General features: G+C 68.7%; 30 protein-coding genes and 2 pseudogenes. 11 read left to right on the forward strand and 21 right to left on the reverse strand.

What is annotated here, in order from left to right:
- Positions 1-128: 128 nt before the first annotated feature.
- The 6 genes from FHU38_RS12235 to FHU38_RS12260 form a co-directional block, all read right to left on the reverse strand.
- The gene (locus tag FHU38_RS12235) at positions 129-2003 is read right to left on the reverse strand and encodes a DUF2599 domain-containing protein (protein ID WP_167170411.1); all 1875 of its coding nucleotides are present in this window, start codon (positions 2001-2003) and stop codon (positions 129-131) included.
- Positions 2004-2154: 151 nt separating this feature from the next.
- Positions 2155-2295: a hypothetical protein gene (locus tag FHU38_RS12240; RefSeq protein ID WP_167165477.1), complete on the reverse strand. Its 141-nt coding sequence runs from the start codon at positions 2293-2295 to the stop codon at positions 2155-2157.
- 21 nt (positions 2296-2316) lie between these two features.
- Positions 2317-2505, reverse strand: a complete 189-nt coding sequence (locus FHU38_RS12245; protein ID WP_167170415.1) for a hypothetical protein — start codon at positions 2503-2505, stop codon at positions 2317-2319.
- A gap of 259 nt (positions 2506-2764) precedes the next feature.
- Positions 2765-3223, reverse strand: coding sequence for a YdeI/OmpD-associated family protein (locus FHU38_RS12250; protein WP_167170417.1), 459 nt, complete (start codon positions 3221-3223; stop codon positions 2765-2767).
- Between the two features lie 84 nt (positions 3224-3307).
- A complete protein-coding gene (locus tag FHU38_RS12255) occupies positions 3308-3700 on the reverse strand; it encodes a VOC family protein (protein WP_167170420.1) in 393 nt (130 codons plus the stop codon).
- 88 nt (positions 3701-3788) lie between these two features.
- The gene (locus FHU38_RS12260; protein WP_167170423.1) at positions 3789-4202 is read right to left on the reverse strand and encodes a VOC family protein; all 414 of its coding nucleotides are present in this window, start codon (positions 4200-4202) and stop codon (positions 3789-3791) included.
- Positions 4203-4328: 126 nt separating this feature from the next.
- Here FHU38_RS12260 and FHU38_RS12265 point away from each other — a divergent pair.
- Together FHU38_RS12265 and FHU38_RS12270 are read left to right on the forward strand one after the other, a co-directional pair.
- Positions 4329-5205: pseudogene (locus tag FHU38_RS12265) on the forward strand (sigma factor).
- Entirely contained in the window at positions 5195-5668 is a 474-nt protein-coding gene (locus tag FHU38_RS12270; RefSeq protein ID WP_243852242.1) for a VOC family protein, read from the forward strand. The pseudogene FHU38_RS12265 and the gene FHU38_RS12270 overlap by 11 nt, the downstream one beginning before the upstream one ends.
- Before the next feature lie 225 nt (positions 5669-5893).
- Here FHU38_RS12270 and FHU38_RS12275 read toward each other — a convergent pair whose 3' ends face one another.
- From FHU38_RS12275 to FHU38_RS12285, 3 genes are all read right to left on the reverse strand, one after another.
- A complete protein-coding gene (locus tag FHU38_RS12275) occupies positions 5894-7138 on the reverse strand; it encodes an RNA polymerase sigma factor (protein ID WP_167170425.1) in 1245 nt (414 codons plus the stop codon).
- Positions 7135-7458, reverse strand: coding sequence for a YciI family protein (locus FHU38_RS12280; protein WP_167170428.1), 324 nt, complete (start codon positions 7456-7458; stop codon positions 7135-7137). The genes FHU38_RS12275 and FHU38_RS12280 overlap by 4 nt, the downstream gene beginning before the upstream one ends.
- A 62-nt stretch (positions 7459-7520) precedes the next feature.
- The gene (locus tag FHU38_RS12285; RefSeq protein ID WP_167170431.1) at positions 7521-8129 is read right to left on the reverse strand and encodes a dihydrofolate reductase family protein; all 609 of its coding nucleotides are present in this window, start codon (positions 8127-8129) and stop codon (positions 7521-7523) included.
- Positions 8130-8302: 173 nt separating this feature from the next.
- Between FHU38_RS12285 and FHU38_RS12290 the strand changes: the two genes are divergently transcribed.
- On the forward strand, positions 8303-8989 hold the full coding sequence (locus FHU38_RS12290) for a HEAT repeat domain-containing protein (RefSeq protein WP_313886875.1): 687 nt from the start codon (positions 8303-8305) through the stop codon (positions 8987-8989).
- Positions 8983-9993 (forward strand): HEAT repeat domain-containing protein, encoded by a 1011-nt coding sequence (locus tag FHU38_RS12295; RefSeq protein WP_167170437.1) that lies wholly within the window; start codon positions 8983-8985, stop codon positions 9991-9993. The genes FHU38_RS12290 and FHU38_RS12295 overlap by 7 nt, the downstream gene beginning before the upstream one ends.
- 44 nt (positions 9994-10037) lie before the next feature.
- Here FHU38_RS12295 and FHU38_RS12300 read toward each other — a convergent pair whose 3' ends face one another.
- Positions 10038-10202: a hypothetical protein gene (locus FHU38_RS12300; protein WP_167170440.1), complete on the reverse strand. Its 165-nt coding sequence runs from the start codon at positions 10200-10202 to the stop codon at positions 10038-10040.
- 9 nt (positions 10203-10211) lie between these two features.
- Between FHU38_RS12300 and FHU38_RS12305 the strand changes: the two genes are divergently transcribed.
- Positions 10212-10676, forward strand: a complete 465-nt coding sequence (locus FHU38_RS12305; RefSeq protein WP_167170443.1) for a GNAT family N-acetyltransferase — start codon at positions 10212-10214, stop codon at positions 10674-10676.
- Positions 10677-10706: 30 nt separating this feature from the next.
- Here FHU38_RS12305 and FHU38_RS12310 read toward each other — a convergent pair whose 3' ends face one another.
- Together FHU38_RS12310 and FHU38_RS12315 are read right to left on the reverse strand one after the other, a co-directional pair.
- Positions 10707-11198 carry a pyridoxamine 5'-phosphate oxidase family protein gene (locus tag FHU38_RS12310; RefSeq protein ID WP_167170446.1) on the reverse strand — a complete coding sequence of 164 codons (492 nt, stop codon included), beginning with the start codon at positions 11196-11198 and terminating at the stop codon, positions 10707-10709.
- Positions 11195-11737, reverse strand: coding sequence for a GNAT family N-acetyltransferase (locus FHU38_RS12315; protein WP_243852243.1), 543 nt, complete (start codon positions 11735-11737; stop codon positions 11195-11197). The genes FHU38_RS12310 and FHU38_RS12315 overlap by 4 nt, the downstream gene beginning before the upstream one ends.
- A gap of 81 nt (positions 11738-11818) precedes the next feature.
- On the opposite strand from FHU38_RS12315, the gene FHU38_RS27990 reads away from it, so the two are divergent.
- Together FHU38_RS27990 and FHU38_RS12325 are read left to right on the forward strand one after the other, a co-directional pair.
- Complete coding sequence (locus FHU38_RS27990; protein ID WP_208415647.1) at positions 11819-12328, forward strand: CGNR zinc finger domain-containing protein; 510 nt, start codon at positions 11819-11821, stop codon at positions 12326-12328.
- 69 nt (positions 12329-12397) lie between these two features.
- A complete protein-coding gene (locus FHU38_RS12325) occupies positions 12398-13582 on the forward strand; it encodes a tyrosine-type recombinase/integrase (RefSeq protein ID WP_167170449.1) in 1185 nt (394 codons plus the stop codon).
- A 252-nt stretch (positions 13583-13834) separates the two neighbouring features.
- Here FHU38_RS12325 and FHU38_RS27380 read toward each other — a convergent pair whose 3' ends face one another.
- Positions 13835-14341, reverse strand: a complete 507-nt coding sequence (locus FHU38_RS27380) for a PP2C family protein-serine/threonine phosphatase (RefSeq protein WP_243852244.1) — start codon at positions 14339-14341, stop codon at positions 13835-13837.
- A gap of 370 nt (positions 14342-14711) precedes the next feature.
- Positions 14712-14867: pseudogene (locus tag FHU38_RS27385) on the reverse strand (MerR family DNA-binding transcriptional regulator); the annotation flags it as partial.
- Positions 14868-15004: 137 nt separating this feature from the next.
- On the opposite strand from FHU38_RS27385, the gene FHU38_RS12335 reads away from it, so the two are divergent.
- Complete coding sequence (locus tag FHU38_RS12335) at positions 15005-15427, forward strand: avidin/streptavidin family protein (protein ID WP_167170452.1); 423 nt, start codon at positions 15005-15007, stop codon at positions 15425-15427.
- Positions 15428-15442: 15 nt separating this feature from the next.
- On the opposite strand, the gene FHU38_RS12340 is transcribed toward FHU38_RS12335, so the two are convergent.
- The 7 genes from FHU38_RS12340 to FHU38_RS12370 all read right to left on the reverse strand — a co-directional run bounded on the left by FHU38_RS12340 (position 15443) and on the right by FHU38_RS12370 (position 22685).
- On the reverse strand, positions 15443-15841 hold the full coding sequence (locus tag FHU38_RS12340; RefSeq protein WP_167170455.1) for a hypothetical protein: 399 nt from the start codon (positions 15839-15841) through the stop codon (positions 15443-15445).
- A 4-nt stretch (positions 15842-15845) separates the two neighbouring features.
- Complete coding sequence (locus FHU38_RS12345) at positions 15846-17321, reverse strand: FAD-binding protein (RefSeq protein WP_167170458.1); 1476 nt, start codon at positions 17319-17321, stop codon at positions 15846-15848.
- A 115-nt stretch (positions 17322-17436) separates the two neighbouring features.
- Positions 17437-18768: a hypothetical protein gene (locus FHU38_RS12350; RefSeq protein WP_167170461.1), complete on the reverse strand. Its 1332-nt coding sequence runs from the start codon at positions 18766-18768 to the stop codon at positions 17437-17439.
- Positions 18769-18952: 184 nt separating this feature from the next.
- On the reverse strand, positions 18953-19645 hold the full coding sequence (locus FHU38_RS12355; protein ID WP_167170474.1) for a haloacid dehalogenase type II: 693 nt from the start codon (positions 19643-19645) through the stop codon (positions 18953-18955).
- 117 nt (positions 19646-19762) lie between these two features.
- Complete coding sequence (locus FHU38_RS12360; protein WP_167170477.1) at positions 19763-21367, reverse strand: MDR family MFS transporter; 1605 nt, start codon at positions 21365-21367, stop codon at positions 19763-19765.
- A gap of 107 nt (positions 21368-21474) precedes the next feature.
- A complete protein-coding gene (locus FHU38_RS12365) occupies positions 21475-22452 on the reverse strand; it encodes a serine hydrolase domain-containing protein (RefSeq protein WP_313886751.1) in 978 nt (325 codons plus the stop codon).
- Positions 22449-22685, reverse strand: a complete 237-nt coding sequence (locus FHU38_RS12370; protein ID WP_167170480.1) for a helix-turn-helix domain-containing protein — start codon at positions 22683-22685, stop codon at positions 22449-22451. Before FHU38_RS12370 ends, FHU38_RS12365 begins: the two co-directional genes overlap by 4 nt.
- Before the next feature lie 203 nt (positions 22686-22888).
- Between FHU38_RS12370 and FHU38_RS12375 the strand changes: the two genes are divergently transcribed.
- The 3 genes from FHU38_RS12375 to FHU38_RS12385 all read left to right on the forward strand — a co-directional run bounded on the left by FHU38_RS12375 (position 22889) and on the right by FHU38_RS12385 (position 25363).
- Positions 22889-23296 (forward strand): YciI family protein, encoded by a 408-nt coding sequence (locus FHU38_RS12375; RefSeq protein ID WP_167170483.1) that lies wholly within the window; start codon positions 22889-22891, stop codon positions 23294-23296.
- A gap of 6 nt (positions 23297-23302) precedes the next feature.
- Positions 23303-24448, forward strand: a complete 1146-nt coding sequence (locus tag FHU38_RS12380) for an RNA polymerase sigma factor (protein ID WP_167170484.1) — start codon at positions 23303-23305, stop codon at positions 24446-24448.
- Positions 24449-24523: 75 nt separating this feature from the next.
- A complete protein-coding gene (locus FHU38_RS12385) occupies positions 24524-25363 on the forward strand; it encodes an arylamine N-acetyltransferase family protein (RefSeq protein WP_167170487.1) in 840 nt (279 codons plus the stop codon).
- Positions 25364-25710 lie beyond the last annotated feature (347 nt).

The raw sequence follows: 25710 nt of genomic DNA on the forward strand, positions 1-25710 counted from the left end.
CGACGTAGCGAGCTCCTCCCGGGCGCGGCGAGGGTCTGTCATCTGGTCCCGACATCGATCGGTGGGACGACGCGAGAGACGGTGTCGCGGCCTCGGTGCCGCTTGCCTCGGGACAGGTCTCGTTCGCCCTACTCCGTCGCGAGGGGCGGCGGGAACGGGGGGAGTCCGGGGAACCAGCTCGAGTCGATGACGGTCAGTCCGACGGTCATCGATTCGAGGTCTGTGTCGTCCACGTCCCAGCTCGCGCCCGCGCTCGTGTCGTACAAGGGGTCTTCCGGCGGGTTGGTTCCTTGGGACAGGGGCCACACGACGCCACGGAAACCGTCGGCTGTGAGATACCCGAGGAAACCGTAGTCGTGGGCGCGGCCCTTGACCACTGCCTTCGCCTCCGGTGTGATCACCAGCCAGGCCAGCGCGGTCGACACCAGATGCAGGTGCCCGTCCTCGGTCGGCACGGTCAAGGCGACTGCACCCAGCGGTGTGGTCGAGTTGGTGAACGGATACTTGGCGGTCGTGACGAAGCTTGCGTCCTGAACCTTGCCGGCGCCGACCAGGAGCCCAGCCCTGGGGTCGTACACGACGATCATCGTCTCCGCGTCGTCCGTGCCACCGTCGTCGTCGGTGACCCGGACGTTGATCGTGTTCATTCCCGCGTGTGTGAAGGCATGGCTGACGTCGCAGGTGTCGCCGCGGGCGTCGACGTGCGACTGTTGCCCGTCGTCCCAGGTGACCGTGCACGTGTGCGTGTCGTTGCCGCCGGGGTCGGTGAACGGTGCGCTGATGTGCACCTCGTCCTCGACTCGGTAGACGTCCCAGTCCTGCGGGCCTTCGAGGTCCAGCCTGGGGGCGACGTTGGCCACGGTGACGACAGCGCTGTCGCTGACCGGATGGTTGACGCCGTCGTCGGCGGTCAGCGTCACTTCGAACCTGCCGTCGTCGGTGCAGCGGAACCCGGTCTCCGGTTCGGTCGCTGCGGAGAAGTCGCACGTGGCGCCCTCGTCCACACCGTCGAGTGGCCTGTACGACCACTCGACGGCCGGCATACCCCCGTCATCGGCGGCGCTGCCGGTGAGAGTGAGCTCGGCCCCTTCGTCACCCGACACGTCGGGACCGGCGTCGACGTACGGGGCGAGGTCGTCCGGTTCACCGTTCACCGGCGGAACGCTTCCCCAGCCGCCGTCCCCCGTGGAGGTCCAGTTGCACTCGTGCTTCGCCACGTCCGACGGGCCGGCGACCTGGTCCCACGGGATGTTCGGGCGTTCGGCCTCCAGATCCCAGGTCGGCCCGCCGGACACACCGGGCAGCGCCCACGCCATGTGGCAGTACAGCTGCTTGTACAGCGATTGGCGCTGGTCGGTGGTGAGGTCGTCCGGGAGCGGTGTGCGGCGAAGAAGTTCCTCCCACACCTCGCTGGTCTTGTTCGGCGCCGATTCGACCGCGTTCCGGGTCGGCACCACACTGACGGTGACCGTCTTCCCGCCCTCGGCATAGTCCTCTTTGTAGACGCTCGAATGGAAGAACCACGAGGAGTCCGGGTCGTTGGAGTACGAGCCCATCCAGTCGTCCTGGTAGCCACCCTGGCCGAAGTGCTTCTGGCTTCCCTCGCTGTCCTCGACGTAGGTGTACCAGGTCATCGGCTCGAGCTGCTCGGTTCGATAGTTCGTCGGGATACTGCGGACGGACATCGGAATCGGCCCGGTGCAGTCGTCGAGCACCCTCCGCTGGATCGCGCCGCCCGCCGCCCACGTCACTCCCGGGCGCAGTTCGTCGTTGCACCGATCGATCACGACGAACGCGTTCACGCCGGGACCGGCATGACCGTGCTGGTGCCAGTAGTGCAGGCCCGAATTGAATTCCGCTGCTGCCTTGAATTTCCCGCTGTCGTCCAGGACGACGTCTGTGGTGGTCGCCGCGTCGGCGACGCCTGACAGACCTGCCGGTACCACGAGCGTGGTCACAGCCACGCAGAACGCGACCAGCAGCCGGGCCACAGCTCGTCTCATCGTTGTCCGCCTCCCCTGATCCCCCACAACGCCGTCATGACAGACCCGCCGAAACGGACATCTGCCCGGCTGAACCTGTGCACTGTAGTGGCGGGCGCCCGCGCTCCATCGACGGAATGGCAGGAAATGGCGAAGAAGGCACTCCTTTGGCCTAGTTCGGCTCCGGCACCTGGAATCCGCGGGTCTTCTGCTCGAGCAGTTCGGCCAGGCGCAGCGGGGTGCGGTCCTCGAACATCGGACCGATGAGCTGCGCAGGCCTGCGCCGAGGGAAACGAGCGCGATCGCCCGGCACGCACGGTCGACGTGGTCAGGATCAGTCCAGTCGACCGATTCGAGGAACTCCTGGCGTGTACGTGCGGCGCACGTTGCTGTCGTCGTAGGTGCAGTCTGGGTTCGGCGCGAACCCCGCATCCTGGAACGCCGCATCGATCGCAGCGACCCTGCTGTCGGTCATCAGCTGCCGGAACTGGCCGCGCGTGCTCGCACTGATCAGGTCTTTCACGGCAGGCCCAGCCTCGGGTCAGGCGAAACCACGCTGTGCCTCACGATGAGCCGCAACCCTGCGACGCCGTGAGCTCACCAGAATTTCCGAGGTACCTCCCTACATGCCAGATTCAGTGAACCAAGACCAGGGAGACCGGCTCACTGAATCTGGCACACAGCAGGTCGGGGAGCCCAGTGAATGCCAGAACCAACGAGCCAGAACAACTTCGCAGCCACGCCTCCGAACGACCGGTGGCGGCAGGGCAGGAGCCGGCCCATCAGTCTGCGTCGCTGTGCCCGGTTCGCAGTGTAGAGAGGACCTGGTCGATGCGGCGTGCGCGTGTCTGCGGCTTCTTGGCGCCTTCGACGGCCAGGATGTGCCGGCGGCGGTGGGTGTAGGACAGGCGGTTGTAGGCGGCTTGGGCCGTCGGGTCGGCGGCCAGGGCGCGAGCCAGATCCGCGGGTTCGACGAGGGTGGGCGGCTCGGCGTCAAGTTCCACCTCCACCTCCACCTCGACCTCGTCGCCGACGGCGACACCGGCGGCCCGGCGGTTCGCGTTGCTGAGGCCGAGCAGGTAGCGGCCGCGCATGATGGCGACCCTGCTGTGCCAGGAGTGTCCGTTGACGGTGATCGTCACCCTCGGTCGCGCGCCTCCGCCGAGCTCCTCGACGACTTCGGCGGGGACCTCCAAGCCTCGCATGGGCTCCGGGGGTTCGACCACGGTGTGGAACTTCATGATCTGCCCTTTCTGCCGCGCCGGACCGCCGCGGATGCGCGGGCACCGTCCGTGCCGACCGGTGCCCGCGCGCCACTCGTGCGGTCACGAGTCGTAGGTTGTGACCTTCCACAGGTACCCGTCGGGGTCGGCGAAGTAGCCGAAGTAGCCGCCCCACCGAGCGGGGGCCGCTTCCCTGACCACGCTGCCGCCTGCCGCGACGGCCTTGCGCATCACCTCGTCCACGGCGTCCCGCGAGTCGGGGTTCAAGTGGAAGGAGGCCCCACGGAATCCGGATCCCTCGGGCGAGACGCCCGCGTCCTCGGCCGCGGCGTCCCACTCGTAGAGGGCGAGTTGCGTGGAACCCTCCCCCAGGTGGAACGAGACGAAGTGCCTGGTGTCCTTGTCGATCTCGCAGCCCAGGCCTTCTGCGTAGAACCGCTTGGCTCGGTCCAGGTCGTCGACGCCGAGCATGACGGCGCTCATCTGCGGTGACACGGTGTGCTCCTCACGAGTATCAGCTGCCTGAAGCGGCGTTCTGGGATGCCCGGGCCGGTGCCCGGCATCTGGAGTGTGATCGCGTGCGCTACTCGGCGTAGGGCTGGTCCTCGCCCTGATCGCTGTAGCCGAGGCTCCAGATGTAGCCCTCGGGGTCGGCGAAGGTGCCGCCGTAGCCTCCCCAGGGCAGCGGGCCGGCGGGCTTGAGGACCGTGGCACCAGCCTTCTCGGCCTCCGCCATGACCTCGTCGACCCGTGCCTGGCTGCGGACGACGTAGGTGAGCACCAGACCGCTGAAGCCGCTGCCGTCCGGGCTCGTGCCGACCTGGTCGGCCAAGCCCTCGCGGCCGTAGAAGCCGACGGGCGAGGCGCCGTCGGAGGCGAAGAACACCGAGATGCCCCAGTCGTTCTTGATCGTCCAACCCAGTCCGTCGGTGTAGAACCGCTTGGCCCGGTCCATGTCCCTGACACCGAGCAGGATGGAGCTCACGTGAGCTTTCATGCTTGTCTCCTTCGTGTGTGAGTGGTCCGCCGGATGCGGCGGGGAGGACAGCCGGGCCCGGATGTCACATCGACGCGATCGCGCCGGTCACTTCATATGACAGAAATTTTCGCGGGAGTGTGACAGATGGCCGAGCAGGATTGGCTGAGCGCGCGGTTCGCCGAGCACCAAAAGCACTTGCAGGCGGTGGCGTACCGGATGCTGGGCTCGCGGAGCGAGGCCGAAGACGCTGTGCAGGAGGCGTGGGCTCGGGTCAGCCGCGCCGACACCAGCCAGGTGGAAAACCCCGGCGGGTGGCTGACAATCGTCGTCGCGCGGGTGTGTCTGAACATGATCGAGGCGCGCCGGAACAGGCCCGAGGAAGCTACCGGGGTGCTGCCACCCGAGCCGAAGCCGCCTCAATCGCGCGTCCATCCGGGAGGCCAGACCGGTCCCGAGGACGAGGCACTGCTGGCCGACTCGGTGGGCGTCGCGCTGATGGTGGTGCTGGACACGCTGACGCCCGCCGAGCGGCTCGCGTTCGTCCTGCACGACATCTTCGCGGTGTCGTTCGGGGAGATCGGCCGCATCATTGACCGATCGCCGGCGGCGGCTCGTCGCCAGCCGGGCGCGGCGCCGTGTGCAGGGCGCCGCCGAGGCGTCCGACGCCGCGCGTTCAGCGAAACGGGAGATCGTCGCGGCGTTCCTCGCGGCGGCGCGAGGCGGTGATTTCCACGCCCTGCTCGACCTCCTCGATCCCAACGCGGTAGCCGTCGGCGAGCTCCGCGGTGCCGAAGCCGTGGCGTCCTTCTTCACAGGCCGAGCCCAGGCCGCCCGCCTCGCCCTCGTCGAAGGCGAGCCCGCTGCCGTTTGGACCCACCACGGCGTGACCAAAGCCGTCATCGCCTTCACCGTCGAGGACGGCCGGATCACCCGCATCGCCGTCGACACCGACCCCGACCGGCTCCACACCCTCGACGTCATCCTCCTGCCCTCCACGAGAAAGAGCCGTGATGAGCAATGAAGTTCGACCGATTCGCGCCGCGACCATGAGCCTGCGGATCTCGTCCTGCTCCCTGGCCGTCGACGATCTCGATCAGGCGCTCGCCTTCTACCGGGATGCACTCGGCTTCGAGGTCAACGGCGACGTCACCTCCAGGGAGGCTCCGTGCCGGGCCGTCGCACCACCACAGCAGCCGGACATGCGGATCCTCCTCGTACCGCGCCCCACGGACCCGTCGACCGAGCGTTGGACAGCCGCGGATGACCTCGTACGCCGCATCGTCTTCGCGACCAACGACTGCGACGCCGTCTTCGAACGCTTGGAAGCCGCGGGCGCCGAGGTGATGCAGGAACCGATCGACCGTCCGGGAGTCCGCGACTGCGCCTTCCTCGACCCCTCCGGAAACCTCCTCCGGTTCACCCAGGCCACAGGTAAAGGTACGTGGGGTACAACCGGAACACGGCAGCAAGACACCGCGGGATGATCGGACGAGGTCGAGGCGATCGTGCGGGAGGTGCTGCGCTCGCGGTATCTGACCAGGCGGTGTCGGTTCCCCAGGTGATCCACAGGACCTCTGGCCTGCACTGTCCGGCAGGCCAGAGGCTGTGGTGCCGATGACAGCGCGGTGCCGACCGCCGGAGTACGGAATGCATCGGCCAGGCGCCCTGGGGCCGACTGCCGCTACCCCTGGGGTTTCGATCGGCATCGGTTACCGCAGTTGGTCGCGGCGGCGGGTCAGGTAGGCGGTCTCGGCGGTGTTGCCCGCCAGGTCGATGGCTCTGTCGTAGGCCGCGCGTGACTCTTGGCCGCGGCCCAGCCGGCGTAGCAGGTCGGCGCGGGTCGCATGGTAGGCGTGATATCCGGCCAACCTGTGCTCAAGCCGGTCGACGGACGCCAGCGCCACCTCCGGGCCGTCGAGTTCGGCCACGGCGATGGCCCGGTTGAGGGCGATGATCGGGGAGGGGTCGAGCTGGACGAGCTGGTCGTAGAGGGCGAGGATCTGCGACCAGTCGGTGTCGCGGATGTCGCGGGCGCAGGTGTGTACGGCGTTGATCGCGGCGAGGATCTGGTAGCGACCTGGGGCCGCCCCGGCGGCGGCAGCGGCGAGGCGCTGGCGCACCAGCTGGTGACCCTCGGCGATCAGTGCCGCGTCCCAGGCCCCTCGGTCCTGCTCGTCGAGGGCGACCAGTTCGCCGCTCGCTGAAACCCGGGCGGTGCGGCGGGCCTCGGTGAGCAGCATCAGCGCCAGCAGCCCGGTCACCTCACCGTCGTCCGGCATGAGGGCTCGGGTCAGGCGGGTAAGCCGGATGGCCTCGGCGGTCAGGTCGTGCCGTACGGGGTCGGTGTCGGGGCCGCTGGCCAGGTAGCCCTCGTTGAAGACGACGAACAGGACGGCGAGTACGCCGGAGACCCGAGCAGGCAGATCGTCGGCGGTCGGTACCCGATAAGGGATGCGAGCCGCCTTGATCTTGGCCTTCGCGCGGGTGATCCGCTGCTCCATGGTGGGTCCCTGCACCAGGAAGGCGCGGGCGATCTCGGGCACGGTCAGACCGCCGACCATGCGCAGCGTCAGCGCCACGCGGCTCTGCATCGCCAGCGCAGGGTGACAGCAGGTGAAGATCAGCCGGAGCCGGTCGTCCTCGATCGCACCGTCGATGGCACCGGGAGGTTCGACCGAGTCGTCGTACACCAGCCGAGCCTCCTTGTGCTTGCCGTCGCGCTTGTTCTCGCGTCGGATCCGGTCGATGGCCTTGCGGTTGGCGGTGGTGGTCAGCCAAGCGCCGGGGTTGGGCGGTACGCCGTCGACCCGCCACCGCTCCACGGCGATCGCGAAGGCCTCGGCCGCCGCCTCCTCGGCGATGTCGAGATCACCGAAACGCCTGGTCAGGGTGGCCACCACCCGGGCCCATCCCTCGTGGTGGGCCCGGGTGATCGCTTCCTCGACGCCGTTCACAGGAACGGCCGCACCTCGATCTTGCGATCGCAGACCTTCGACGCCTCGGTGGCGAGCCTGAGCGCTACATCCAGATCGGGGGCCTCCCACACCCAGACGCCTGCGAGGTACTCCTTCGACTCCACGAACGGCCCGTCGCTGAACACCGCCTGCTCGCCCCGGTTGTCGACGACCGTAGCCGCGTCGGTGTCCGCGAGACCGCCCGCGAAAACCCAGTAGCCCTCGGCGATCAGCCGTTCGTTGAACGCGCTGATGGCAAGCTGCCTGTCCGTGCTGCCGGGGTTGCTCTTGTCATCGATCACGGAAACCAGATACCGCATTTGAGATCCCTTTCCTATGGTGTCAAGCCAGCATGGTTCAGTGGGTTCAGTGGTCAGGGACTTCAGGCCGTTACATACTGCGGGCGCCCGGCAGGCCGGTAGACCTGGATCGTCACGCCCTTCGAGTCGACCCGCGACTCGACCAGGTCGAGCGCAAGATCCGGACCAGTCTCCGGGAACAATCTCGAGCCCTGGCCGAGGATCACCGGGATCACGATCAGCGTCAGCTCGTCGACCAGATTGTTCTCCAGCAGCCACCGAGTCAGGCTGCCGCTGCCGTGCACCTGCAACTCACCGCCGGGTGTGGCCTTCAGTTCACTGATGGCCGCCGCGAGGTCACGGCGGAGGACGGTCGTGTGCTGCCAACGCGGTGCGGTGAGCGTGGTCGAGGCAACGTACTTGGGGGCTTCGTTCAAGGCCACCCCGATGGGATGTGCGCGCATCTGGTCGATTGCTCCCCAGGAGCCGGCGAACAACTCGTAGGTCCGCCGCCCGAACAGGAACGCCTCCGCGCGCTGGTAGGTCCGCGTGATGAACGCCCTGGTCTCGTCGTCGCCCTTGCCCCGGGCCCATCCGCCGCGCTCGAACCCGTTCCTGCGGTCATCCGACGCGGCGCCGTTTCCCTGCATCACTCCATCAATGGTGATCTGGGTCATGGTCGTCAGCTTCATGATCGCCGTTCCTTAGCCTGGCGCCGCCCCTTGCGGGCGGCCTCACCCCTGCTACGAACGCCACCGCCCCGATCCGACACCGCTTCCCGAATTCTCTGCTTTCTCGGCGACCATCAGCTCCCGCGCCAACCTTGACGTTGACACTGTGACAAGGTCTTGACTGGGTGCAGGAGGTGGTCTCCATCAACGCGACACACCGGAACTCACCGGACACGCGGCTGCGCGACGCGCTGGGCGCCGCGGACTCCTCGACGCGGCTCGAGGTGGCGCTGGCGGTCGGCACTCGGGCCGATCCCGCTTTCGCCGACGCGCTCGTGGCACGCTGCGCGGTCGAACCGGACTTCTTCGTGCGCGACATGCTCACCTGGGCGCTGACCCGCCTGCCTGCCGAGAACACGGTGCCCAGACTCCTCGCGGAGTTGCGTTCCGAGCGTGCGCAGGCCCGAAGTCAGGCGCTGCACACGCTGTCCAAGATCGGGGACAGCAAGGCGTGGCCCGCGATCACGCGGTCGTTGCTGCACGACTCCGACGACGAGGTCGCGCGAAGCGCATGGCGTGCTGCCGTCGTCCTCGTGCCCGCGGCGAAACGCGAGGGGCTGGCCACGGAATTGGCCGCGCAACTGGGTCGCGGAGACCGGGAGATGCGGCTGAGTCTCAGCCGAGCCCTCGTGGCACTCGAAGACGTGATCGAGCCCGCCCTGCGGGCTGGACTGGACAGCGCCGACCCGGCGGTGCGAGCGCATGCCCGTGCCACGCAGCGGCTGCTGGACGATCCGGATGCCGGGTTCGACCTGGCTGTCGACGAGGCGAACCGGGTCGTGGCGCTCGGCTCGCGGCGGGTCGAGGCAGGCACGTGCTGATCGGTGAGGTCGCACGCTGCTGCGGGGTGAGTGCCCGGATGCTCAGGCACTACGACTCGCTCGGGCTGGTGCGGCCGACGGGCCGCACAGTGGGTGGGTACCGCGAGTACTCCGAGGCGGACATTCGCCGGATCCTGCATGTGGAAGGTCTGCGGTCACTGGGGTTGTCGCTGCGACAGATCGGCCGTGCCCTGGAGGATCCCTCCTTCACCCCAGCCGCACTGATCAGCGACCTCATCGGACGGACCGAGGACCGGTTGAAGCGGGAGCGGGAACTGCTCGAACGGCTTCGCGCCATCGAAACCTCGGCGCCCGCCGGCTGGCAGGGCGTCCTGCGCATCGTCGAACTCCTGCACGGACTCAACTCGCCCAGCGCGGCACACCGGCAGCAGGCCGTGCTGGCCCCGGCCGAGGACCCGACGGTCCCGGCGGAACTGCTGGCCAAAGCGGTCCTCGGCGAATCCGATCCGAATGTCGCAGGCGCTCTGCAGTGGGCCCTCGCGCGAGCAGGCGGCGACGGTGTGGCGAGTGTGGCCTCCGGGGTGTATTCGGAGAACGTCGACATCCGCCGCCGTGCGGTTCTCGCCATCGCCGAGTTGCCCGGTGACGAGTCGACCGCCGTGCTCACGGACGCGCTCGGGGACTCGGACACGACAGTGCGTGCGCGTGCCGCGCTGGCATTGGGCAGGCGTGGCGAGACCGCTGCCGTGCCGACACTCGTCGACCTGGTCCTTGCGGGCACGAACGACGTCGAGGCGGCCGAAGTCCTGGGAAAACTGTCGCTGGAGTCCGGATGCCCGGACTGGATCACGAGCGCACTTGTCGACCAACTCGCCGCGCACGCCGACTCCGCGGTGCGGATCCGCCTGACCCAGGCACTCGTCGAGTTGCCGGGAGCCAGGGCACGCAGCGCGCTGCGGGAACTGGCACAGGACGACGATCGGACTGTCGCCCGCATCGCTTCGGTCCTGGCGGGAGCGCTCGAGGAGCGTTCCGACGACTGAACGGGTCGGGCAACCTCGGTGTAGCCGCAGGACACGGGCGCGGGTTACTCCGCGGCTTCCCGCTGCGCCTCGGCGCGGCGCCCGTCGATCAACTCGGCGACCGCCGACTCCTCCTCGCCCTGCCAAGCCTGTGCGACCTCGCGGCGGGTGCGTTCCGCCAGCCGCGCGGTTGGACAATCTTCCTGCGGTCGCGGCTGCTGTGACGTCAAACTGGCAGTATGGCCGACATCATCGTGCGCCCCGCGCAGGACGATGACCTACCCGCGATCGCGGACCTGCGCTGGCGGTGGGTGCGTGAGAACGGTGAGACCCCCGCCGTCACGCGGGAGGAGTTCGCCCAATCCTTGGCGGCCTGGGCCCGCGAGAACCGCACCACCCACCGGTGCGTGGTCGGCGTGCGTGAGACGACGGTCTTGGGCATGGCGTGGTTGGCCGTCCTGCCACGCGTGCCGACCCCGAGCGTGTCTCGACGGCTGTGTGGCGATGTGCAGTGCGTGTATGTCGTGCCGGACGAGCGTGACGGGGGCCTTGGCGGCAGGCTCGTCGACTCGGTGTTGCGGCTGGCGGCGGAGTTGCGGCTGGAGCGGGTGACCGTACATTCCAGCCCACGAGCGATCCGGGCCTACGAGCGGCGAGGTTTCGCGTCATCGCCCCGGCTGCTACAGGTCTACTCGGCCGAGTAGGCAACCCGATCGCGACTTCAGGCCGCGCTTTCAGTGTTTGCGGACGACGCGCTCGGGTTCGGACGGCTTCCATATCGTGATGTCCAGGTGCCCGTCGCCGCTCTCGACCGTGGAGGCGCCGGTCAGGTCGGCGGCGTAGAAGTGTTCGAATGCCTGCCCGCGCAAGTCCAAGCCGATCTCGGCGAAGAGATACTCGGCGAACCGTTGTTGCTGGTCGCTGTCTCGTACGTCGCGCACCCGGCCCCACAACTTGGCGTCGCCCTCGACCGGGACCGTGGCGGTGGTCGCGGTGTGCAGGCAGAAGCGCGGGTCACGGGCCAGGTCGTTGAATTTCGTGGTGGCAGGCATGCCGACGATCCAGAGTCGATCCTCGAACAGTCTCGGTTCGATTGGACTGATTCGCGGGTAGCCGTCGGAACGCAGGGTTGCCAGCAGGCACAGGTTCGCGTTCGCCGCGTGCCTGCGGGCGAAGGTCGCGGCGATTCGCGGTGCGCAGGTGGCGAATTCGGACCAGCTGATCATGAACTACTCGCCTTCGGCCGGCTGATTATTTTCTCGTAGCAGCGGGATGGGACCACGACCGTGCCGCCGTCAGCGGTGGCTGCGGCGTAATCCATGGCGCCGCGGTCTTGCCAGCCCTGGCGTTCGTAGAAGCGGCGTGCGCGGGCGTTGCCTGCCACGACCGCAAGCCAAGCGCGCTGATATGTGGCCGCGATCGCACTCTCTCCGAACCGCAGCAGCTTCGCCGCGGTGCCGGTACCCCGGGCCGCCGCGTCGACGTAGAGTTGCTCGACTTCATCGGCGCGTACGGTCACGAATCCGACGAGCCGCTCACCGATGGTCGCCACCGTGGTGCACTCGAGCTGGCCGGGCATCCGGCTGCGAAAGTCAGCGGGACGTCGATAAGCCAGGAGGGTCGCTGGCACATGCCCCAGGTGGCCGTCCCGCCAGCCGTGATACCAGATGTCGGCAAGGGCATCCGAGTCGTTCGCGGTGGCTGGGCGTAGCACAGGTTCGGGAACTCGTGTCGGCATCGTGGCCCCTGCGTAACGGGTGTACATTAGTTTGACTGTGACGACAGTAGGGGTGGTGATGTGACAGGTCAAGTGCATTTCGACCGTTACGTGGATGCGGGTGCCTTCGTGGCGGCAGACCTGGTCAACCGCCTGATCCGGGAACCGTCCGGTACACCAACGGCGGCGGTGCTGGCGGATATCTTGGCCATCGATCCACCTTCTGTCGCCAAGTTGGACGTCGACGACGCACCCGGCTTCGTCGCACTGGCACACCGCTTGGACACGGTGTTCGACAGCCTCCGTCGAGGCGATCTCGATGCCGCGGCCACTGAGCTCAACGCTCTCCTGGCTAGCCACTCCGCCCATCCGCACCTGGCCAAGGAGAACGGCGAATGGCGAATGCATCACCATCCCGCCGATGCCGCCGTCCTGCCTATGTGGACCTCGATATGCTCGGAGAACCTGGCTCGCTTGATCGGGGCAGGCGAGTCGGCACGCATCGGCACCTGCGCGGGGTCAGGATGCGAACGGGTCTTTCTTGACGAGTCGAAGAATGCCAGCCGCCGCTTCTGCTCCACCACCTGCAACAACCGAGCCCGTTCCGCGGCATATCGCCGCCGTCACACGCGACGCTGACCGTCGCGGAGCCTTCCCGTAGCGTTCGATCATGGACACCGACCGCTGATCAGCCACGGAAGGGCACGCATGACCAAGGCCCTCGCCCCGCTGGGGCAGGCGGACAAGACCACCCGGGAGCGGTTCGCGGAGTTCCTGCGCATCTACGCGTCGCTGAACACCCGGCTGGCCTACGCCACCGACCTGGGCATTCCGCTGGACTGGGTGCCCGGCTACCGTGCGCCCGATCCGGCCCGCAGGCGCGGCCGCGCCCGCAAGGCCCAACCCACCGGGCTGGAGTGGCTGCCCTGGTGCCTGCGCAACGGGTTCGCCTCCTTCGCCGAAGTCCGGGTGGAGCACGTCGAACGCTGGCTGGCCGAGCTCGCCGAAGCCGGCTACAGCGACGCCACCCGCGCCAGGATGCTGTCGGCCGTGTCCGCCTTCTACCGCAAGTACCTGCTGCGCGAAGGACTCGCCCAGACCAATCCCGCCGCGCTGGTCGACCGCTCCACCCAGCACCTCAACCGGAGCAAGACCACCCCAGCCACCACCAAGATGTGGTCGTTCGAGGCCTGCCGCGCCCTACTCATGGCCGCCCACCTGCTGGCGGACCGGCACCACCACGGGCGCCGCGACCGCGCGATGGTCGAGGTACTGCTCGGCACCGGAGTGCGCGCCGAAGAGCTGGTCAGCGTCAACCTCGACGACTACCACCGGCCCACCCCCGGTGGCCCCGCGTCCCTGCGAGTACACGGCAAGGGCGCCAAGGATCGCCTCGTCGCGTTGGCCCCACCGGTGGCCGACGCGGTCGAGGCCTACCTCGCCGAGCGCAAACCCGCCACCGTCCCCGCCCGCCCCGGCCCGATCGGCCGCCCGGCACCCGAGCCGCTGTTCGTCACCCGCACCGGCGCCCGCGTGCACGTTTCCCACGTCCGAGCCGTGTTGCGGCGGCTGTGTGCCACGTTCGCGCCGCCACCGGACGCGCCGCCCCGCGCTCGCTGGCTGCGTGAGCTGCTGAGCACGGAGCGGGCAGCCTTCATCGCCACCCACCTGGCGCCGCTGCGCGACACCATCCACCCCCACTCGGCTCGGCATTCCTACGCCACTCATGCCATCTCCCGTGGCGCCGAACCCCGCCAGGTGCAGAAAGATCTCGGCCATGCCGCGCTGACCACCACCGAGGGCTACCTGCACGACGCCACCACGCTGGCCTCGTCGGCGGCCCACGAACTGTCCCCGGCGCTGCACCGTGGCTGGTTGCCGGTACCGGGCTGAACCGCGAACCGGCAAAGACCGCGGCAGCCGCACACCGTAACCGGGCGGATCACCTGGGGCGGGGCACCGGACCGCGCGACATTCACCCGGCTCAACTCGCTTGTCGGTAACGATCGAGGATAGCGGCGCGCAACGCCGGTCCCGATGCCCCCAACGCCGGCAGAATCAGCGCTCAGGACCGGCCGAGTTCCCGTGCGGGTTCGACCTGGAGGATTTCAACATATGCTGACGAACTACCGATTCGGGAGCGCCTCAGGCGGGCAGCACGTCCACCACCACACAGGCCGCGTTGTCCGGGGCGCCGTTGTCGGCCACCTGGGTAAGGATGGAGTCGGCAACCTGCTCGGCGGAACCGCCTTCGGCCAGCGTCGCGGTGATTGTTGCCTCGTGGAGCACGGCATGGACACCGTCCGAGCACAGCAGGTACCGGTCTCCGGCCTGGGCCTGTCGGATCTGCAGGTCGGGTTCGGCGTGCTCGTGATGGAGAGCTCGGATCAGGGTCGCCCGCCGCGGGTGGGTGGCGGCTTCCTCGGGCGTGAGCCTGCCCTCGTCGACGAGGGACTGCACGAGGGTGTGGTCGTGGGTGATGCGGGTCAGCTCGCCGCCTCGCAGCAGATAGGCGCGCGAGTCGCCGATGTGCACGATCGCCACCTGCGCTCCGGACCACAGCAGGGCGGTGAGCGTGGTGCCCGTGTCGGCGTGCGGTACTGGTGACCGCGCCGACCACCTGCGGTAGGCGACCGGCGGGTACCGGCGCATCCAGCGGCTCCACAGCGCGCATGACCGCGGCCCCGGCCGAGCCGCCGCCGCTGCCTGCGCCGAAACCATCGGCGACAGCGAACAGGTCGGTGCCCGCGTAGACCGCGTCCTGGTTCGTCGGTCGCACCGGTCCGCACTCCAGCCGGGCCGCCGCCCGCAGCCGCACGTCCTGGGTTCGCTCTGTCATGTCGGTGTCCTTTCGGGACAGTTGGTCGACCAGGAAAGCAGCCAGCTCCTTGCGGGCGGCCGTGTCGGCCTCCACCTGCCGCCAGTAGGAGGCGACCTCGGAGGCCGCCGCGGCCGAGGGCAGGTCGCACACCGTTCGAATCCGCGCAAGGGGCATGCCCAGCCCGCGCAGCCACGCCACCAACCGGGCGCGTTCCAGTTGCCGGTGCTCGTAGGACCGGTATCCGGAGCGCGGGTCGACGTGCGCGGGTGGCAGCAACTCGAGTTCGTCGTAGAGCCGCAGCGCCTTCGGCGTCAGCCCGCAGGCCCGCGCGAACTCGCCGATGCTCAGCCTGGCCATCTGATCTCCTCCTCGGCCGGGCGGGCGCCCGGCGACACCGACGGTGGGTGCTGCCCCAGGGTGAAGGTCAAGTTCAGGCAGGGTCGACTCCGGGTACAGCTTCGTTGCGGCGGTGCGTCGAGGCAGGGGAGAGGTCGATGGCGATCGACGGCGACTGGTACAACGAGTTCGGATCCCGCATGCGGCTGGAGTCGGTCGGCGACGGTGGTCTCAGCGGCGAGTACGTCTCGGCCGTGGGCCATGTCGCGGGTGACTACCGGCTCGTGGGGCGGTCCGCAGGGCCGACTGGAGCCGGACACGGACTCGCGCTGGGCTGGACGATCGCCTGGCACAACGACCGCGGCTCGGTGGACTCGGTGACCTGCTGGAGCGGGCAGTATCTCACCGACCCGGAGCGCATCCTCACCACCTGGCTACTGTCCCGATCCGCCGATCCGGACCAAGTGTGGGAGGCCACCGTCGTGGGGCAGGACGTGTTCACGCGGCGCCCACCCACCGACGAGGAGGTCGAGCGGTCGTTGCGCAGCGGGCGGCCGGTGCCTCATCCGCAGACACCGTGACAGGCCACGTCAGTCTCAACCCCGGTCGGTTCGGCTCAGGGTCCCGGTGATGCTGATGTCGGGGGCGATGCGGCGGGAGGTGCGGGGCAGGGAGACTTCGGTGAGCTTGCCGTCGTAGAGCATCCAGAGACCGAAGCAGTCGTCCTCCTCGTCGCGGACGAGAACCTGGACGGAGTGCGGGTCGGGCCACGGCAGGGACGCCAGGTGAACCAGCAGTCCCTGCCAGTTGTGCCGGGTGAACTGCACGACCCAGGCGTAGCACTCCTGCGAACCGGGGCCGGTGCCCGCGAAGACGGAATCGTCGACGCGGGTGAAGCACTGCTGCCACTCGCGCTCGGGGACCGGGCGGGTCAGCGGTTCCATCACTTCCTCGGCATCGCGCGCGAGGACGATGACCTCCGCGTATCTGCTCACGTCCCTAGCCCGCGCTGGTGGCCGCGAACCGTGCGGCGTGCCTGCCGGCGCGCCTGCCGAAGAACGACGCCTCACCCAGTTGGGTGCCGGAGGAGTAGCCGTGCCCATCGACGGCGATGTTGGACGCGCACGCGCCCACGGCGTACCCGCCGGGAACGACCGTGGCTGCTTCGGTGAGCAACTCGCCGTCGCAGGTGACGCGTAGCCCGCCGCAGGTGAAGCCGGAGTAGAAGGACTTGCCCGGTGTGAGGTCGTATGCTCCCCACGGCCCCTTGTCCAGCGGCACCAGGTACTCCTGTGCCTTGTGGAACGTCGGGTCCTCGCCCCGGGCGGCGTGCTCGTTGTAGGCCGCCATCGTCTGCGCCAACGCCCCACGAGGGATGCCCAGCGCGTCCTCCATCTCCTCGATCGTTTCCCACCCGTCGATCAGGGGCTGGAAGCCGTAGCTCGGCCGGACCATGGTCGCCGAGTCGAAGATCAGGTAGGCGACGCGATCGGGCTGCTCGAAAACGGCGGCCGCGGTGCGGGCATGGTAGGCGTCCTCGTTCACGATGCGCCTGCCCTGCTTGTTGACCACGATGCCGTTGAGTGCGTCCCCTGGCGGGTAGAACGGTCCGGTGATGAAGACGCCGTCCATGTGGTCGGCCACGCCACCGACGGACTGGCCCATGCGAATGCCCAGCCCGTCGTCGTGGGTGTTGCCCAGCGCCATACCGTTGGTCTGGACCGCTTTGAGGGCGGGGGCGTACTTCTCGATCATCGCGTCGTTCATGACGAAGCCCCCCGCCGCGATGATCACCGAGCCCGCCCGGATGTAACCGGAGTCGCCGTACTTCTTCCAGGCGGCGCCGACAACGCGCGTCCCGTCGCTGACCAGCGCGGTCACACCCGTCTCGAAGCGGACTTCCGCGCCCGACGCCTCGAGCTTGTCAAGGGCCAACCCCACCACCAGCGCGGCACCGCCGGTATCGCCCGGGGTCGGTGGCTTGTGACCGCGCGGGGCCGGCTGCTGTTCGACGTCGTAGGGCCAGGTCTTCTCGTTTCCGGTGAACATCAACCCCTGGGTATCCGGTTGCACGACAGCCTTGTGCGGGTAGAACGACCGCTCGAAGGAGAAGCCGAGCGACTCCAGCCAGTGGAAGTGCTCCACGCTGCCTTCCGCGTACAGCCGGATCTTCTCCGGGTCGCAGCTTGGTGACATCGCTTGGAGGTAGGCGCCCATCGCTTCGGGAGTGTCATGCCACCCGGTCGCCTCCTGGACGGGGGTGCCGCCGCCGAGGTAGAAGTGCCCACCCGCCATCGCGCTCGTGCAGGTCAGCCGGCCTCCTCTGTCGAGGACGAGCACGCTGGCCCCGGTGGCTTTGGCCTCGAGGGCCGCGCTGACGCCTGCCATGCCTGCGCCGACGACAAGCACGTCGACCTCGTCGGACCAGCCGCCCACGTCCTGAAGGTCGACGACTTCGGGGAGTTCTACGCTCATGACGATGTCTCCTGCTGACCGCCGTACGGGCATCGCTTCGGAACGAAATGCGGACGCCTCAGCGTAGTCATCGGCCGGACAAGGGCACAGACCTGTTCAGGCCGTGGGCCGCGACTCAGCGTGGCTCCTTCGGCGGCACCAGCGGCTCCGGTTCCTCGCACAGGACGGGGACGTCGATGCGGTCCAGGCCACCGCTGTGGCGTTCGTATCGTTGGGCGAGCAGCACACCTACCGGGCGGCCCAGTTCGTAACCCTCGACGAAAACCGCGTCGGTTCGCCTGCCCTCGAGCGTGAGGTAGCCGTCCCAGCACAGCGTGACGCAGTGGGCCGACCCGTTGACCTCCCGGAGTCGCTGCCGCCCAAGCATCACGCCGCCCTCGATCGTCGGGTTGTCCTCGTCGTCGACGAGGCGCGCCAGCTCCTTCGAGCCGTCCCGGGCCAGTACGGTCGCGAACGGCAAGAAGCCGTGCTCGGACTCGGCCGCGTGTTCCAGAGCGAGGTCGATCGTTTCGAAGACGAAGTCACCGGACTGTGCGTCGAGGTTGTCGAATTCGCCGAGCCGGTCAGCCGGTACCAGCGGCTCGGGCTCCTCCAACACCACCGGGTCACCGATGCGCACGACGCGGTCGTGGTCGAGCCATTCGTACTGTTGGGCCAGCAGCACGCCCGCTGGGCGGCCCAGCTCGTAGCCCTCGGCGAACACCACCCCGGCATTGTCCTCGTCCTGCAGGGCGCTGCCCCACACCAGCGTGACGCAGTGAGAGGTCCGGTCCACAGACAACAACCGTTCGCGGCCGAGCGCTACCGCGTCCCCCACCTGGAAGTTGGGGTCGTCGTCGTCGGCGAACCGCCACACGTCGCTCGAGCCGTCGTCGCCCAGGATCGCCGCGAACGGGGTGAAGCCGGGTGCGCCGCCCTCCACGTGTTCGATGCCGCGCTCGATGGCATCCAGCGTGAACTGCCTGGCTCGCGGGCCGAGGTTGGGCAGCTCGGGCGCGGATCGATCCGCCGGTACCAGCGGCTGCGTCTCGTCGTCGAAGAGCAGCGGGTTCCCGATGAGGCTGACACCACCATCGTGCCGTTCGTACCGCTGGCACATGTGCACGCCTGCCTGCCTGCCCAGCTCGTAAGCCTCGACGAACACCGCTTCGGTCCGCCCACCGTCGCCGGTGAAGTAGCCGTCATAGACCAGCGTGACGCAGTGCACCGTCTCGTCGACCTCCCGGAGTCGCTGCCGCCCGAGGTCCACCCCGCCTTCGACCGTCGAGTCGTCCCGGCTGTTGTCGAAGAGTTTCCAGACCTGTTTCGAACCGTCTTTGCCCAGGATCGTCGCGAACGGAATGAAGCCGTTCGCCTCCAGCTCGGCGTACTGCATCCCGAGGTCGATCGCATCGAAGACGAAAGCGGTGGCGAGCGGGTCGAGGTTGGCGATCCCGTCCGAACTCATGCGTTCACGACCTCACATCCGTCAATTCCGTGCTGGTGGTGCCATGCGGCAGCGTCATCACCGTGAGTGTGCGTGCCCGCCCTGGCAGAACCATCCCAGCTGTAACATCCCCAGTCTGGCGTATACGGCCAGGTGGACAGCATATGCGGACGGTAGTTGCGGAGGTGGTACGGCCCCCTCCGCATCACTCAGCGGCGGGCCTTGGTACGGGGTTGAGTCGCAGCAGGCCTTCGGCAACCTGGACGAGGTCGGCGCCGCTGACGTCGGGTGCGGTGAAGACGTCGCCGTACCGGCCTTCCAGCCGGTCACACCAGCCGGCGAGGCAGCCGGCGCGTTTGGCTCCGTGGCAGTCCCAGGCGTGCACCGCGACCAGCGCCAGGTTCTGCGGCGACGTGCCGAGTTCCCTGGCCGTCACGCGGTAGACGGACGGGGCGGGCTTCCAGATGCCGGCCTGGTCCGCGGTGACGACGTGGTCCACGTGGCGCGCCAGTCCCGCCTGTTCCAGGAACCGTGCCGTGTTCTGCGCGCTGCCGACGGTCAAGCAGCCGACCCGCAGTCCGGCTTCGGACAACATGCGCAGTGCGGGTTCGGCATCGGGGTAGGCGGGCAGTTCGGCGAACCCCGCCAGCACGTGGTCGATGTCCTCCTCGGTGGCGGTGTGGTTGGTGTCGGTGCGCAACGCCTGCCGTGCCACCGACTCGAACGTCCGGAAATCCCCGCTGAGGGCCAGCGCCATGGAGTCGCGCTGGAATCGCATGAACCATGGCTGCAGCAGCTGCGCGGGTTGGCCGATCGTCTCCAGCCGTGCGCGCAGTGGCTCCAGGTTCAGCAGGGTTTCGAGTACATCGAAGGCGACGGCGTGCGGGCGAGCGGGCACGGGACCTCCTCGGTCGGCGACACATTCGTTCGTGGCCGGTTACCCACCGGGTGTGTAGTGCCAACCGGTGCTGCGGGAGGGCCGGGGCGACGGCGACACGACCGAGTGCAGCGCAGGTCAGCGACGTGCTGGCAGCTTCGAAAGTTCCGTGCCGGGTCGAGCGGGCGCGGCGGCGATGTCAAGGGTGTCGCGCAGCGGGCGTTCCTTGAGCAGCAGCACCGCGACCACCGTCACCACGGTGATCGCGGCGGTGACGAGGAACAGGATGCCGGTCGCGTCTCCGTAGGCCGCGCGCACCACCTCGCGCACCGGCTCGGGAAGCGATGCCACGTCCAGGGTGCTGCCGCCGCCTTCGACCGCATCGCCGACCGGGATACCGCGCGCCGCCAGCGAGGATTTGATGTCGGCGGCCACGCGGCCCGCGAGCACGGCACCGAGCGCGGACACCCCGGCCGCGCCGCCGAGTGTGCGGAAGAACGTCACCGTGCCGGTCGCGGCCCCGATGTCGCGAATACCGACGGTGTTCTGCGCCACCAGTACCAGGTTCTGCAGCAGCGCGCCGACGCCCGCGCCCAGCAGCGCCAGGAACGCCCCCATCCAGCCGAGGTTGGTGGTGTGGTCCACGCTGCTGAGCAGCGCGCTGCCTGCCAACAGCACCAGTGCGCCCGCGATGAGGAACGGTTTCGTCCTGCCGGTGTGCGACACGATCCGCCCGGTGATCGTCGAGGACAGGAAGAGACTGAGCACCATGGGCAGGGTCATCAGCCCGGCGTGGGTGGGGGAGTAGCCGCGCGAGATCTGGTAGTACTGCGCGAGAAACACCGCCGCGCCGAACATGGCGGTGCCCACGGCCAGCGAGCCGAGCACAGCGAGGCTGAAGGTGCGGTTGCCGAACAGCCGCAACGGCAACACCGGTTCACTGACCTTGGTCTCGACGAACACGGCCACCACCAGCAGCACCACCGCGCCCGCCACCATGGCGGTGGTGGTCCACGACAGCCACGCGAACTGCTTGCCCGCCATGGAGAACCACACCAGCAGTAGCGTGACCCCACCCACCAGCAGCGTCGCGCCTAGCCAGTCGATCCTGACCTGCCGGGTGACCACGGGCAGCCGCAGCGTGCGGCCCAGCACGACGAACGCCAACGCCGCGATCGGCACCACGACCCAGAAGCACCATCGCCAGCCGAGCGGGGAGTCCACGATGAGGCCGCCGAGCAGCGGTCCGGACACGGTCGCCACGGCGAACGTGGCGCCGATGTAGCCCGCGTAGCGGCCGCGTTCCCTCGGAGTGATCATGGCCGCCAGCACGGCCTGGATGAGAGCCTGCATGCCGCCGAGGCTGATCCCCTGCACGGCGCGGAAAGCGACCAGTTGCGGCATCGATTGCGACAGGCCTGCGAGGACGGAGCCGATCGTGAAGATCACGATGGCGAGTTGGTACAGCAGCTTCTTGCTGAACAGGTCGGAGAGCTTGCCCCAGACGGGGGTGGTGGCGGTGGAGGTCAGCAGCATGGCCGTGACCACCCACGCGTACTGGTCCTGGGTGCCGCCGAGGTCGGCCAGGATTCTCGGCAGGGCGTTGGACACGATCGTGGAGGACAGCATTCCCACCAGCAGTGCCAGCAACAGTCCGGTGAAGGCCTTCAGGATCTGCTTGCGTGGCAGCGACCGGCCGGGTTGGCCGGACACGGGCTGGGAGATGGGCGCGGCAGTCGTCACGGACTCCTTCCACAAATCGGTTGCTTGTCAAAGCTAACTAATTAAGTTGCGTGCTGCAACTACATTGTTTGTGGCGTTCGTCGTAGCGCGGGAGCCGGTCGTCGCTGTCAGGCCCTGGCCACAGGTTCGCGCAGCAACACGAAGCCGTGCCGGTCGACCGGCGCTGAGGTGGCGGACAGGATGACGGCACCGGCTCCGGCAGCCCGGTCGAGTCCGAGCCAGGAGCGGAATCCACCTGTGCCGCCGTTGTGCCAGGTGATCCGGCGTCCCCCGGTTCTCACCGTGATCCAGCCGGCGCCGATGCGTGCACCCCTGCCGAACGGAGCGAGGGGTTCCAGGGCTGCGATCCCGGGAGCCGAGCCGTCGAGCAGGGCGGCTGTGAGGCGGGCCATGTCCCTGATCGAAGCGCGGATACCACCCGCGGGACCCAGTGCTTCGCCGGTCCACGGTTGCCGCGCCTTGCCTCGCCGGCTCCTGCCGATGAGGTCGTTCGGACCGAGCTGCTCCGCTGTCGCGGGCACGTGACACTGGTCGAGCCCCAACGGGCGGGCGATGCGCTGGTGAACCAGCTCCGCGTAGGGCAGCCCTGCCGGGTTGGCGATGGCGTGGCCGAGCAGTTCGAACCCGAGATTGGAATAGCGTGGCCGCGGCCTGCCCACCTTCACGCTCCGCGCCTGGGCAAGGAGTTGCCCCAGGTCGTCGCCGTAGGGATTGGTGCCGTGCCGCCACAGAGCGATCGTGCGCCGCACCGGGTGCGCCGCTTTGGGCAAACTGGGCAGCCCGGAGCGATGCGTACTGAGCGAGGCCAACGTTACCGACGCGGCGGGCGCATCTCCCAGCGGCAACAGGTCACCGAGCGGCGAGTCGGACCGGATCTCCGCGCGTTCGAGCGCGTCGGCGTACAGCAGCCCGGTGACGGCTTTCGAGATCGACCCGATCTCGAAAGCCGCGTCCAGGTCGGCACCCCGGCTTGCCACCCTCACCTGCCCCGAGGCGAGCAGGGCGACTGCCATCACGGGGTGCCGGGGCCCGAGCAGTTCGGCAGTTCTCGCGGCGAGCCGACCATCCCCGTGCCACACCGTCACGACCGGCCACCCAGCAGCCGGTTCCCCCGGTACTTCTTGTGCACCGCTTGCTTGGACACTCCCAACGCGGCGGCGATGTCCTCCCAGGTCGCACCAGCGTTGCGTGCTCGGCGGACCAGCGCCGCTTCGGCGCGCTCCATCTCCGTGCGAACCCTGGCCACGGCGCCCAATCCCACCAGCGGGTTCCTGTCCGTCGTGGTCACCACAAGGTCGGCAAGTTCGGCAGCATCCATGCTGGTCAACCTAAGTTGACCTGAGCCTGGTGTCAACCTAGGTTGACGAAGTGCGCGGGTTGAGCGCGCCAGATCTGTGCAAGGCTGTGTGAAACCTGGAGCCGCCGAAAAAAAGTCGCGCCGGGATGTCGAGAACCCACGTGCGGCTGCGTCCCCGGAGCGAACGCGGCCACAACGGGCCGCATCGCACCAAGGAGAACATCATGGCCAAGTACCTGTTGCTCAAGCACTACCGAGGCGCGCCCGCAGCGGTCAACGACGTGCCGATGGACCGGTGGACACCGGAAGAGGTCTCCGCCCACATCCAGTACATGCAGGATTTCGCCGCCCGGCTGGAGACCACCGGCGAGTTCGTCGACGGTCAGGCGCTGTCACCGGAGGGCACCTTCGTGCGCTACGACGGCGAGGGGCGGCCGCCGGTCACCGACGGCCCGTTCGCGGAGACCAAGGATCTGATCGCGGGCTGGATGGTGATCGACGTCGACAGCTACGAGCGGGCGCTCGAACTGGCTGGCGAGCTGTCCGCGGCTCCGGGCGCGGGCGGCAAGCCGATCCACGAGTGGCTCGAACTGCGCCCGTTCCTGACCGAGCCGCCGACCATCACGGAGTGACACGCGGTGGACGAGGCCCTGCTGCGGACCCTCACCCCCACCGTGATCGGAGTGCTCGTCCGCCGCGGAGCAGACTTCGCGGCGGCCGAGGACGCCGTGCAGGACGCCCTGGTCGAGGCCGTGCGTACCTGGCCGGAGCAGCCGCCGCGGGACCCCAAGGGCTGGCTGGTCACGGTGGCCTGGCGCAAGTTCCTCGACGCGGCCCGCGCCGATTCCTCCCGGCGGCACCGCGAGGTACGCGTCGAGTTCGAACCGGTGCCCGGCCCGGGGGAGACGGTGGACGACACTCTCCAGCTCTATTTCCTGTGCGCGCACCCGTCCCTGACACCGGCATCGGCCGTCGCGCTCACGCTCCGCGCGGTCGGCGGCCTCACCACCCGTCAGATCGCGCAGGCCTACCTGGTGCCGGAGAGGACCATGGCCCAGCGGATCAGCAGGGCCAAGCGAACCGTTTCCGGCGTGCGGTTCAACCAGCCTGGTGACGTCGCCACGGTGCTGCGCGTGCTCTACCTGGTCTTCAACGAGGGCTACTCCGGCGACGTCGACCTCGCTGCCGAGGCGATCCGGCTCACCCGCCAGCTGGCGGCCAGGATCGACCACGAGGAGGTCGCGGGCCTGCTCGCGCTCATGCTGCTGCACCACGCTCGGCGAGCGGCGCGGACCGGTCCCGACGGCAGGCTCGTTCCGCTGGCCGAGCAGGACCGCACCCGGTGGGACACGCGGTTGATCGCCGAGGGTGTCGACGTGTTGCAGGCAGCGCTGGCCCGCGACCGCCTCGGCGAGTACCAGGCCCAGGCCGCCGTCGCCGCGCTGCACGCCGACGCCCGGACGGCCGAGGAGACCGACTGGGTGCAGATCGTGGAGTGGTACGACGAGCTGTTACGCCTCACCGGCAGCCCGGTGGCACGCCTGAACCGGGCCGTCGCCGTCGGCGAGGCCGACGGCCCGCGCGCCGGTCTGGCAGCTCTGGCCGAACTCGACCCGGCGCTGCCGCGCTACCCCGCCGTCGCGGCGTATCTGCACGAGCGCGACGGGGACCTGCTCACCTCGGCACGGCTGTACGCCGAGGCCGCCAGGTCGGCGCCCAACCTCGCCGAGCGTGACCATCTCACGCGGCAGGCCGCCCGCCTGAACGCGCGGCTGCGCGATTGAGCGCGGGGGCGGTCGGCTATCGCGTGCGGCACGGTCGCTTGACCTCCACCGCACTGCAGGTGCGAGTGTGACGCCATGACACAGTCACAGCCGGACCGGTCCGGCGACGAGTGGGGTAGTGCGGACCTCGACCTGGACGCCTACCTCGACCGGATCGGGCAGACCCGTGCCGAGCCGTCGATCACGGCTCTGCACGCACTGCACGAAGCGCATGTGCGCACCATCCCGTTCGAGAACCTCGACCCGGCGATCGGCCGCAGCCCCCGGCTGGACCTGGAGTCCATCACCGCCAAGCTGGTACGGCGCAGCCGGGGAGGTTACTGCTACGAGCACAGTCTGCTGTTCGCCGCGGCTCTGGAGTCCCTGGGCTACGGGGTTTCCCGCCGCGCCGCCCGGGTCTATCCCGACAGCACCGGCGCGCGCACGCACATGAACGTCGTCGTTCGAATCGAGGGCTCGGACTTCCTCGCCGACGTCGGCTTCGGCGCCTCGATCATGCACCCCATGCCGCTGCGGGACGCGACCGTGGTCGACCAGGCGGGCTGGAAACACCGGTTGACGCGAGTTGGCGGCGAGTGGCGGTTGGAGGCCGAGACCGCGCAGGGCTGGACCGCGGTGCAGGCCATCGGGGACGAACCGCAACGGCCGGTCGACTACGAATTGGGCAACCACTACGTCGCCACCCACCCCGACTCACCGTTCACCGGCCAACTGATCGTCAAACGGCTCGACCACGGCCTGTCCACCAAGCTCGTCGGCAGGGAACTGCACATCGACCACGCCGACGGTCGCAACGAACGCTTCCCGGTGCCACCAGCGCGGCTGGAGCAAACCCTGCACGACCTCGGTGTTGTGCCCACCGACGACGAGTTGGGCGCGCTGCGAGACCTCTACGAGCAGACCACGGCGCGCTGAGCTGAGACCGGGCAGGGCGGCCCCACCCACGAGTGGGAGTCGCCGAAGCCGCGATGGTCTGCTCGCCCGGCCGGTTGGCTGGGTTCACATCGCCACGTAGTCAGGCGGCTAGCCGTCGGTTTCCGGCGCGCAAGGCTCGCGCGCGGAAATCACTGAAACGGCGTGATCACACATGCGACGAAGGCGACGAATTGGACAGCTGTCTGCTCTGTGTGCTTGACACCTGTCAACCTTGCCTCATACTGTGATCGCCGCCACAAGCTCGGAGGTTACACGGCACAACGGCGTCAGGCCATGCGCGCTGGCTGTTCGGCACAACTCACCGTCGATCAGTACCGGTCCGGCGC

The organism is Saccharomonospora amisosensis, assembly GCF_011761185.1.
In the GTDB taxonomy this organism is placed as follows: Bacteria; Actinomycetota; Actinomycetes; order Mycobacteriales; family Pseudonocardiaceae; genus Saccharomonospora_A; species Saccharomonospora_A amisosensis.